Genomic DNA, 9,666 nt, shown 5'->3' with positions numbered 1-9,666 from the left:
TGCTGGCCCGGATCGAGCGACACGAACAGAAAGAGTTCGACTCCCAGCAGCACGATCACTGCGAGCAACAGCCTGACGTGCTCGACGTCGCGGCGTAACCCCCGAGGGATTTACGGACATGACCACTTAGGAGGCACCGGCCGGTTCATGGTTCCTATGGACACCAGGCATCACGACAGGCCACAACCGATCGCCACGCAGATCGCCACGACACTTCACAGCCGATCACCAAAGCCACATCACAGTGAATCACCGCGGCGCTCTACACCCCGCCTCCGCGCCACACTCTCCCGCCGCTCGTGTCAGTCGGACACTGCGGCGACGAGGAGAGGGGTGATGCGGTACGGGATCTGGGTGGAGAGGGCGATCGTCGTGTCCGTGCGCTGGACCGCGGGTGACGCGAGGATGCGGGCGATGATCTCCTGGAGATGAGGCGTGTTCCGGGCCACCACGCGGCAGAGCAGGTCGGCTTGGCCACTCGTGCCGTACACCTCCAGGATCTCGGGTATCACGTCGAGGGCCTCGACGGCCTCGGCGAGCTTGCCCTGAGCGATCTGAAGTGACGCGAAGGCCAGGATCGAATAGCCGATTTCCTCGGTCATCACCGTAGGCCCGAAGTCACCGATGACACCGCGCGCGGTGAGCTTCTCCAGGCGGGCCTGGACGGTGCCGCGGGCGACGCCGAGCAGGCGTGACAGCTCTGTGAGACCGATCCTCGGGTTGTCACGCATCGTGATCAATAGCTTGCTGTCCAGCGAATCGAGCATGAAACCGACGCTACGCCCTGACTGTGCGATTCGACCAGGCAAAGACGCATAACGATAGCGATATTGAACGATCCGCCCACTCAGACTGGTCGCTCTTGCCAGCAGAAATCCGATTTGCTGTCATAACGAAGTATGTTCGAGGAAGCCCAATACTTCGCTCCCGTCGCCAAGCGGGAGGACGGCTCGGTGACCGTGGAGCTGGCATCGAGCCACCCGGGATTCGCCGATGCGGTCTACCGGGAGCGGCGCAACGCCATCGCGGCCCTGGCGCTGAACTACCGGCTGGGAGACCCCATCCCACACGCGGAGTACACCGAGGAAGAGCACAGGGTCTGGGCCCTGGTGTCGAGGGAGCTCGCGGTCAAGCATCAGGTGTACGCGATCCGGGAGTTCCTGGACGCCGCCGATCGGCTGGGACTGCCCAAGGATCGCATCCCGCAGCTTCAGGAGGTCGGTGACCTCCTCGAGCCGATCACGGGGTTCCGTTACCTCCCGGCGGCCGGTCTCGTCCCACTGCGGGAGTTCTACGGCGTGCTGGCGGACGGACTCTTCTACTCGACGCAGTACATCCGGCACCATTCGGTGCCGTTCTATACCCCGGAACCAGACATCATCCATGAGGTGATCGGGCACGCGAACACGCTGGCCTCGCCCCGCTTCGCGGAGCTGTACCGGCTCGCCGGAAGGGCGGCCCGGAGGGTCGAGAGCGAGGACGCGCTCCAGTTCATCTCGAAGGTCTTCTGGTTCACGCTGGAGTTCGGCGTGATGCGTGAGGGGTCGGAGCTCAAGGCGTACGGCGCGGGGATTCTCAGCTCCTACGGTGAGATCGAGGAGTTCCGGGGCATGGACATCCGGCCTATGGATCTCAAGGCCATGGGAACGACCCAGTACGACATCACGAAATATCAGGACGTGTTGTTCGAGGCGGCCTCCTTCGACCAGCTCGAAGACGTCGTGGGATCGTTCTGGGCGACCTGCGACGACGACAGCATCGCTCGAATCGTGTCAGCCGGCTGAACCGGCCGGCCTCCACAGCGTCGCGCGGATGGTGTCAGGCGGCTGAATCGGCCGGCCTCCACAGCATCGCGGAGATCGTCTCAGTCGGCTGAACTGGCTGGCCGAGCGGCGTCGCGGAGATCGTCTCGAACCGGCGAGCCGAACAGCGTCGCGGAGATCGTTTCAGCCGCTGTAACAGCGCGCACCACCACGTCACCAGCCTGCCAACCCACCAGCCCGCCACGTCACCAGCCTGCCAACCCACCAGCCCGCCACGTCACCAGCCCGCCAACCCACCAGCCCGCCAACTCACCAGCCCGCGCCGTAACCGGCGCGCACTGTTCCTGCCCGCTTGCGAGGCGGCGCGCCGTTCTCGGCTGCCCCACGTGGTGGGATCGGAAGACGCAAGCGGCCCCTCGGCACGTCGATTCGTGCCGAGGGGCCGCTCCTGGCGTGGTGAATCTCCAGGCCGGGATCAGTGCGTCATGCGGTCACTTGGGCATGACGAGGAGGGCGTCACCGACACCGCGCTCGACGCCGTCGGACGGGTGGTTGACGACCTTCTTGCCGATCACCATGGTGCTGGAACCGCCGCCGTCCAGGTTGATCGCGTCGCGGGCGCCAAGCCAGCGCATGATCTGCGCGGCCTCGATGAAGGACGCGCCGACCGTGCTTCCGGGGTCCCTGCCGTCGACCACGGCCAGGATCAGCTTTCCGGAGGAGGTCACTCCGGCGAGCGTGCGGGGGTGACGGCGCAGGATCATGTTGACATTCGCCATGCCGTCCCGCTGCGCGGTGATCGAGGTCTGGCCGCCGCGGACCAGCCCGATAGCGCCGGCGATGATGCTGGTGTCCGGGGTCAGCGGGATGGTCCGCTTCGTCCGCAGGTCCGTCACGGTGGTCTTCACCTGGATGGTGGTGCCCTCCGTGGCGTTCTCCCACAGCCAGTCGGCCGCGGCGCCGACGCCGTGCAGGACGCGGGTGCCCCGGGTGACGGCGGCGCCAGGCGACCGGACCGCGATGACCTTGCCCGAGGCGTCGAGCACGGCTTCGGCCCCGTCGTCCTTCGGGGTCTTGGCTCCGAACTCCTCGGTGTACATGACGAGCTCGTCCGGCTTGGCGACCCGGTTCACTCCCGCGACGACGGCGTTGCCGCTGCCGGAGGCGGTCGCGACCACGCTGGAGGACAACTCGGTGATGCGGGCCGTACGTCCTCGGAGCACGAGGCCGATGCGGCCGGGTACGGCCTCGCTGAGCAGCTTTCCGTCGACGACGGAGAGTCCGGTGGGGTCGCCGCGCAGGTTCTTGAGCGTGTGGATGTCGAAGAACCCGCCGTTCACGGCGACCGCGGCTCCGGCGGCGTTGGCCATCGAGGAGACCGTCTCCCGCTTGGCCACGCTGACGCCGAGGGAGGAGCGGAAGGAGCCGCGGAACGTGCGCGGGTCGATGGTGACGACCCGCATCAACCACGGGCCGGTGGTCTGGAAGCCGTCGTCACCGGTGAAGTCGACCAGGGAGCTGATGCCGGCCTTCTTGAGCTCCTTCACGACCTTGACGGCCTCGTCCTTGTCCTTCAGCGCCCAGGAGCCGACGCGGACCGCCCAGAAGTCCTGGGCGGGGAAGTCCGCGACGGCGGGCCGGGTGAACTTGACGATCGTCGGCGTCATCCCGGCGTCCTGGACCGCGAGCGCCTGTGTCTGCGCGGTGGATTCGGTCATGAAATCCTTGCCCCCGACGGTGACGCTCACCGTGTAGCCGTCCGTGGAGGTGCCGTGCTTCACGGTGAAATAGTCGATGCCGGCAGCGAGGGGCTTGTGCGCCGATTTCGGGATGCCTGGCTGGCCCAGGGGGAATGCGGTCGTGGGCAGGCCGTTGACCGGAGCGGCGGTGGCGGTGGCCGTGGTCATCCCGACAACCATCGGTATCCCCACAACCAGGGCGGCTGCGCCGGCGATCAGGCGGCGTTTCATTGCGGTCTCTCCCGTTCATGGTCGTGAAATGACCATCGTGGCGAGAAAGACAATGCAATGTGGGCTAAAACCGCCAAATGCGAGAAAATGTGGCGAGATTCGCACTGGCAATTTCCGGCAATTGCGACATTCCCCCTTAAAGGGGATAAATCGCTAAGGGTGGCGGAAGTCCATGTCACGGGCCCGCTGCATGAACTCCTGCGCCGAACGGGCCTCGACGTAGACGAGAACACCCCCACGACGCTGGGAGAGTCCCCAATAGTGCGAGGTGGACTTACCCCACCAGATCGTCCATCGGGGGAAGCGGGCGGACAGGGCGCGGACCACGGTGTCCGGACTGATCTCAGGTTCGCTGGTCGTCTGCACCCTTCGAGAAAACCACATCGCACCGTGCACGCCGCGGTACGCAGCGTGCACGGTGCGATAGGTCTTACACCCGGGTGAGAAAACCGCTCCCGGGGTCAGGATTGGGAGTGGTACACCTTCCGGAGCGTCTCGTGAACGGTCCAGGTCGTCTTGGCGCCCTCGGCCAGCAGGCAGACGTCGCCGGGGCCGACCTCGACGGTGTCCCCGCCCTCCACCTCGATCGTGGCGCGGCCGGTGAGCACGACGAAGATCTCGTCGGCCTCGACGTCGGTGACCACGCCCGGCGTGATCTCCCACACGCCCCGGCCCGGGCTGAGCTGCGCCAGCGCCACGCGCGGGTTCCCGGAGACGATCTGGCCCGGGTCCAGGTCGTACGGCTCCAGCTCCACGTCGGCGACGGGGAGGGCGATGGCCCCGGCGGCGGCCAGGTTGTCAGAAATCATGTGGTCAGCACCTTTGCCAGAGTGGCCCCATCGAGGCCGGTAACGGTCAGATCGTCAGCCCCGGTCATGGTCTCAGCCGCGACCAGCGCGTTGACGATTGCCTCCTCGGTCGCCTCGATGACCGCGTAGAACAGCGGGTCGATGTGCTCGTCGGAGAGTACGGTCACCTGGTACGTGCGCGGCGTGTTCGAGTCCAGCGCCGCCGAGGGGAGGTTCCTGTTGCCGGTGGAGAAGCACAGGAAACCGTCGCCGCTGAAGTTCTCGCCCGCACCGCCGGTCCTGGCGACGCCGAGCCCGGCCCGCTGCGCGAGCCGCCTGCACTGGTGGGGGAGGAGCGGTGCGTCGGTCGCCACGATCCCGATGATCGAACCGGCGCCCTCGTGCGCCACCGGCTCGGCGGGCAGCCGCGCGCCGACGTTGACCCCGTTGACCGTCAGCCGGTCTCTCCTGCCGTGGTTGGCCTGGACGAGGACGCCGACCGTGTAGCCGTCCACGACCCGTGAGGCCGTACCGATGCCGCCCTTGAAACCATGGCAGATCATGCCGGTTCCGCCGCCGACCGAGCCCTCGGCGACCGGGCCGTCACTGGCCTCGCGGTACGCCTGGTGGACGTGCTCACGCCGGACGTGCTGGCCGTTGATGTCGTTGAGTCGGCCGTCCCATGTCTCACCCACGACCGGCAGCGACCACGCCTGCCTGCCGCCGATGACCTCGATCTCCACCAACGTGTCCCTGACCACGCCCACCGAGGCGGTGTTGGTCAGGGCGATCGGGGAGGTGAGCATACCGAACTCATCGAGGGACGCCATGCCGGTGATCTCGCCGCAGCCGTTGAGCCAGTGGAGGCCGGCGTACAGCGGCTCGTCGAAGGTCGAACCTCCGTGGGGGAGGATGACCGTCACTCCGGTGCGGATCGGGCCCCGACCGGTGACCCGGGGGCCCTCACCACTGATCAGCGTGGTGTGGCCGACACGCATTCCGGCGACGTCGGTGATGGCGTTGTGCGGTCCGGGCGTTCCTGTGCCGATGACGATGCCGTGCTCGCGAGCCCTCAACGGGCCTCCCTCCGGAAGGATTCCAAGGCAAGCAGTGCCACATGAAGTGACAGGCATGATTCAACATCGTCCAGATCGGTGTCCAGTACGCGTTCGAGCCGTCGCAGCCGGTCGTAGAACGCCGGCCGGGACAGGTGGGCCTTCTGCGCGGCGACGGCCTTGTTGCGCCCGGCGTCCAGGTAGATCCGCAGGATGCGGGTCAGGTCGCCGTTGCGCTGGGCGTCATGGGCCAGGAGGGTGCCCAGCTCGCGCTCGGCGAAGGTCTGCATCCGCGAGTCGTCTCGCAGCAGGTGGAGCAGGCCGCGCAGCCGCAGGTCGGGCAGGCGGTAGAACGCCCGCCCGTCGGGCTGGCGCACCGCCACGTCCGCCACCTGCTCGGCTTCGAGGAAGCTGCGCCGTACGTCCCTGATGGACTCGACCACGGACCCCGCCGCGAGGACGAAGGTGCCGGTGTAGGAGGCGCGGAGCCGGTCGGCGAGTGCGTTCAGCGCGGCCTCGGCCGTCGAACGCGGGGGAAGGGGAAGCAGCAGACCGACGTGGTTCTGGTCGAGCGTGCCGACCAGGGCGGGCAGCTTCGCGACGCGGCACGCGGCGGCGCCGGCCTCGGCCAGCTCCCCGAGCTGGGCCTGCTCGCCCAGCGCGGTGTCGGTGGGTCCGGTGAGCCGGATGACCGCGCTGACCAGCTTCCTGCCGGTGAGCGGCACGCCGACCGCGCGGGCCCGTGCGGCGGCCTCCTCCGGGTCGGCGTACGCGTGGGTCAGGATGCCGGTGATGATCGTGCCGTGCGCCTGGCGCTCCAGGGACTCCTGGTGGCGTTCGAGGAGGCGGCTGAGCGCGAGCGTGGTGGCGGCCCGCTCGGCGAGCACGATGTCACGCGGGCTGGGCTCGCCGTCGCAGAGCAGGATCAGCCGGCCCCAGTCCTGACCCCGGGCGCCGACCATGGTGATCAGCCAGCCGGAGGCCGCGTCGTACGCGGTGCGCTCGTCGGGGGAGACGGCGCGGGAGCGCGTCTCCCAGCTCGCCAGCAGCGTTCCGGTGTCGCGGCCCGCGGTGTCGCAGGCGAGCACCTGGTGGGCGAGGTTCTCCAGCAGGACCGGGCGGCCGGAGAAGCGGGCGACCTGGCCGAGCACCTCGGCCGGAGAGGCCCCTTCGACCGACAGCTCGGTGAACACCTCGTGCAGCTGCTCGGACGCCCGCAGCTCCTGGAGCTGGATGTCGATGATCCGGGCATGCACCGACTCGGTGATCTGCACGAACGGGGTCTCGCGGGCCAGCGCGATCAGGGGCAGCCCGTGCTCCTCGGCGGCCTTGACGACTCCCCGGGGCAGCTCGCGGACGAACTTGCGCCCGAGCTCGACCACGAGGCCGGAGACGCCGACCGCGGCGAGGTCGGCGATGTAGTCCGCGAGCTTGTCCGGCTCGTCGGGCAGGGCGACGCCCGTGGTCAGCACGAGCTCCCCGCCGCGCAGCATGGTGGCGATATCGCTGATCTCGCCGACATGGACCCAGCGCACGCGCGTGTCCAGCCGGTCCGCGCCCGCGACCACCCGTGGGTTGCCACGCCGGACGGCGTCCAGCGCGAGAACATCGGCGACCGTCGGTAGCATGCCCATGAGGCTACCTGATCATTATGTAAGGTCGATGAGGGGCAGCCTGACAGGATGACGCGGTGCTCCGATCCGGTCCACCCCGCCGCTACGGCCGCATTTCGGACACACGGGGCGCGCCGCCGTCCTTGGTGCCCCGCGAGCCGCTCTGCCCGCCCGCCTGTCCGCCACGGCGCGCGTCGAGGCCGTCGAGCAGTGCGACCAGGCCGTAGTCGAAGGCGATCTGCCGTCCGGTCAAGGGATCGACGCCGCTGGCGATGTAGTCCTTGTAGCGTTCGAGCAGGTCGGGGTGCCCGGCGGCCAGTCCCTCGATCGTCGGCATCATCTCGGTCTGGGCCTCGCACGGGGAGTCGCCCGAACGGTTCAGCATGCCGCGCCACGCCGCCTCGGGTACGGCGGAGCCGAGGGCGTACGCGACGACGGCCCCGACGGCGAAGTCGATGTCGATGCCCTGGAACCCGGCCTTCTTGCACGCCTTGACCAGCAGGTCCGACATCACCAGCGCGTTCGGCCCGATGCCCGGCAGCACTCCGATGAGCCTGACGCACCACGGGTGCGCGAGGATCGCGCCGCGCAGGCCCCACGCGATGGCTCCCGCGGTCTCGCGCCAGCTCGCCCCGACGGGTTTCGGCACCTCGCGGTAGACCTCGTCCATGGCGAGTTCGAGCAGCTCGTCCTTGTTGGCGACATGCCAGTAGAGGCTGGTCGCGCCCGCGCCGATCCGGGCACCGAGCTTGCGCATGCTGAGCGCGTCGAGCCCCTCCTCGTCGAGCAGTTCGAGGGCGGCGCGGACGATCTGGTCACGGCTGAGTCCTTGCTCGCGCCGCCCCTTGGGTTCGCGGGTCCAGACAGACGAGAAGGGCTTCGCTGACATCGTCACAGAATAGTTCCTCGCACGGTGTACGAGTTTTATCGTACAGTGTCCGAGTCTAATCGCACACTGTTCGAGGTGAAGATCAATGTCGCACCCACGCCGATGGTGGATCCTCGGCGTCCTCTGCCTGAGCCTGCTCGTCCTCGTCGTGGACAACACCGTGCTCAACCTGGCGATCCCCGCGCTCATGCGCGATCTCGGCGCCACCCCGTCGGACATCCAATGGATCATCGACTCGTACGTGCTGGTGTTCGCGGGACTGCTGCTCACGGCGGGCAGCCTCTCCGACCGGTATGGCCGGCGCCGCCTGCTTATCATCGGCCTCGCCTTCTTCGGCGGGGCGTCGGTGCTCGCGATGCTCGCGACGGAGCCGTGGGAGCTGATCGGCGCGCGGGCGCTGATGGGCGTCGGCGGCTCGTTCATCATGCCGTCCACGCTGTCGATCCTGATCACCGTCTTCGACGAGTCGGAGCGGCGCAAGGCCATCGCCGCTTGGAGCTCGGTCGCCATGCTCGGGGTGATCGCGGGGCCGACGATCGGCGGGTTCCTGCTCCAGCACTACTACTGGGGCTCGGTGTTCCTGCTCAACGTGCCGATCGCCGCGCTGGCCATCCTCGCGGCGGTCGTCCTGATGCCCGAGTCGCGCGGCTCCGTGCGGAAGATCGACCCGGTCGGCGTCGTCCTGTCGATCGTCGGAATGGCCGCGCTGGTGTGGATCGTCATCACCATGCCCACGGACGGCCTCAACCCGCTGTACGTCGCGGTCGCCGTGCTCGCCCTCGGCGGGTTCGTGCTCTGGGAGCGCCAGGTCGAGCACCCGATGCTCCCGCTGCGGCTGTTCCGTGACCGGTCCTTCAGCGGCGCGTGCTTCTCGATCGTGCTGCTGTCCTTCGGCTCGGGCGCGCTGATGCTGGCGCTGACGCAGTACCTCCAGTTCGTCCTCGGCTACGAGCCGATGCAGGCCGGGCTCGCCCTGCTGCCGTACGTCGTCGCCGCGCTGATGTTCAACGGCCTCGGCGCCGGGCTGGGCAAGAAGGTCAGCAACCGCACGCTGATCGTGGTCGGCCTGTTCGTCATGGCCGCCGGGTTCGGCGTGCTGTCCACTCTGAGCGGCGGGTACGCCGTGCTCATCACGAGCCTGATCATCATGGGCGTCGGCGGCGGCCTCGCCGGTCCGGCGGCGTACGCGACCCTGATGGGGGCGGTGCCGGCGGAGCACGCGGGGGTCGGCTCCGCGCTCAACGACACCGTCCAGCAGGTGGGCATGGCGCTGTCCGTGGCGGTGCTCGGCAGCGTGCTCGCCGGGTCCTACACCGCCGCCATGCCCGAGTCCGCTCCCGCGGTGGCGCGCGACTCGATCAGTGGGGCGCTGGCGCTCAAGGACCCGTCGCTCGCCGCCACGGCGAAGGACGCGTTCGTGTCGGCCATGTCCATCGGCTCCTACGTCGGGGTGGGCTGCTCCCTGGCCGCCGCGGTTGTGGCCCTCCTGGTGCTGCGCCGCACGTCGGCCGCGGGGGTTCCGGCGTCCGAGGCTCCCGTCGCGGGGGCGCCCACCGCGAGCACCTCCGCCTGACCATCCGGAAGATCC

Annotated in this window: 9 protein-coding genes; 2 read left to right on the top strand and 7 right to left on the bottom strand. The window is 68.6% G+C overall.

Translation table 11 applies throughout. The features are described from left to right. Positions 1 to 302: 302 nt before the first annotated feature. The gene (locus tag QSK17_RS10970) at positions 303 to 767 is read right to left on the bottom strand and encodes an Lrp/AsnC family transcriptional regulator (protein ID WP_285704509.1); all 465 of its coding nucleotides are present in this window, start codon (positions 765 to 767) and stop codon (positions 303 to 305) included. 132 nt (positions 768 to 899) lie between these two features. On the opposite strand from QSK17_RS10970, the gene QSK17_RS10965 reads away from it, so the two are divergent. After that, complete coding sequence (locus QSK17_RS10965; RefSeq protein WP_285704508.1) at positions 900 to 1,784, top strand: phenylalanine 4-monooxygenase; 885 nt, start codon at positions 900 to 902, stop codon at positions 1,782 to 1,784. A gap of 470 nt (positions 1,785 to 2,254) precedes the next feature. Here QSK17_RS10965 and QSK17_RS10960 read toward each other — a convergent pair whose 3' ends face one another. The 6 genes from QSK17_RS10960 to QSK17_RS10935 form a co-directional block, all read right to left on the bottom strand. Next, on the bottom strand, positions 2,255 to 3,670 hold the full coding sequence (locus QSK17_RS10960; protein ID WP_285704507.1) for a phosphodiester glycosidase family protein: 1,416 nt from the start codon (positions 3,668 to 3,670) through the stop codon (positions 2,255 to 2,257). A 216-nt stretch (positions 3,671 to 3,886) separates the two neighbouring features. Further along, the gene (locus QSK17_RS10955) at positions 3,887 to 4,099 is read right to left on the bottom strand and encodes a hypothetical protein (protein ID WP_285704505.1); all 213 of its coding nucleotides are present in this window, start codon (positions 4,097 to 4,099) and stop codon (positions 3,887 to 3,889) included. A 95-nt stretch (positions 4,100 to 4,194) separates the two neighbouring features. Then, positions 4,195 to 4,542 (bottom strand): cupin domain-containing protein, encoded by a 348-nt coding sequence (locus QSK17_RS10950; RefSeq protein WP_285704503.1) that lies wholly within the window; start codon positions 4,540 to 4,542, stop codon positions 4,195 to 4,197. After that, positions 4,539 to 5,597 carry a DmpA family aminopeptidase gene (locus tag QSK17_RS10945; protein WP_285704501.1) on the bottom strand — a complete coding sequence of 353 codons (1,059 nt, stop codon included), beginning with the start codon at positions 5,595 to 5,597 and terminating at the stop codon, positions 4,539 to 4,541. The genes QSK17_RS10950 and QSK17_RS10945 overlap by 4 nt, the downstream gene beginning before the upstream one ends. Then, positions 5,594 to 7,204 carry a PucR family transcriptional regulator gene (locus QSK17_RS10940; protein WP_285704499.1) on the bottom strand — a complete coding sequence of 537 codons (1,611 nt, stop codon included), beginning with the start codon at positions 7,202 to 7,204 and terminating at the stop codon, positions 5,594 to 5,596. The genes QSK17_RS10945 and QSK17_RS10940 overlap by 4 nt, the downstream gene beginning before the upstream one ends. Before the next feature lie 88 nt (positions 7,205 to 7,292). Next, positions 7,293 to 8,078 carry a TetR/AcrR family transcriptional regulator gene (locus tag QSK17_RS10935; RefSeq protein WP_285704497.1) on the bottom strand — a complete coding sequence of 262 codons (786 nt, stop codon included), beginning with the start codon at positions 8,076 to 8,078 and terminating at the stop codon, positions 7,293 to 7,295. 85 nt (positions 8,079 to 8,163) lie between these two features. Between QSK17_RS10935 and QSK17_RS10930 the strand changes: the two genes are divergently transcribed. Next, the gene (locus QSK17_RS10930; protein WP_285704495.1) at positions 8,164 to 9,651 is read left to right on the top strand and encodes an MFS transporter; all 1,488 of its coding nucleotides are present in this window, start codon (positions 8,164 to 8,166) and stop codon (positions 9,649 to 9,651) included. Positions 9,652 to 9,666: the final 15 nt, after the last annotated feature.

It is taken from the genome of Microtetraspora sp. NBRC 16547, from assembly GCF_030268965.1.
Lineage (GTDB): Bacteria > Actinomycetota > Actinomycetes > Streptosporangiales > Streptosporangiaceae > Microtetraspora.
Note: the sequence above shows the minus strand (reverse complement) of the source record. Positions and strands in the feature narration are given on the sequence as shown.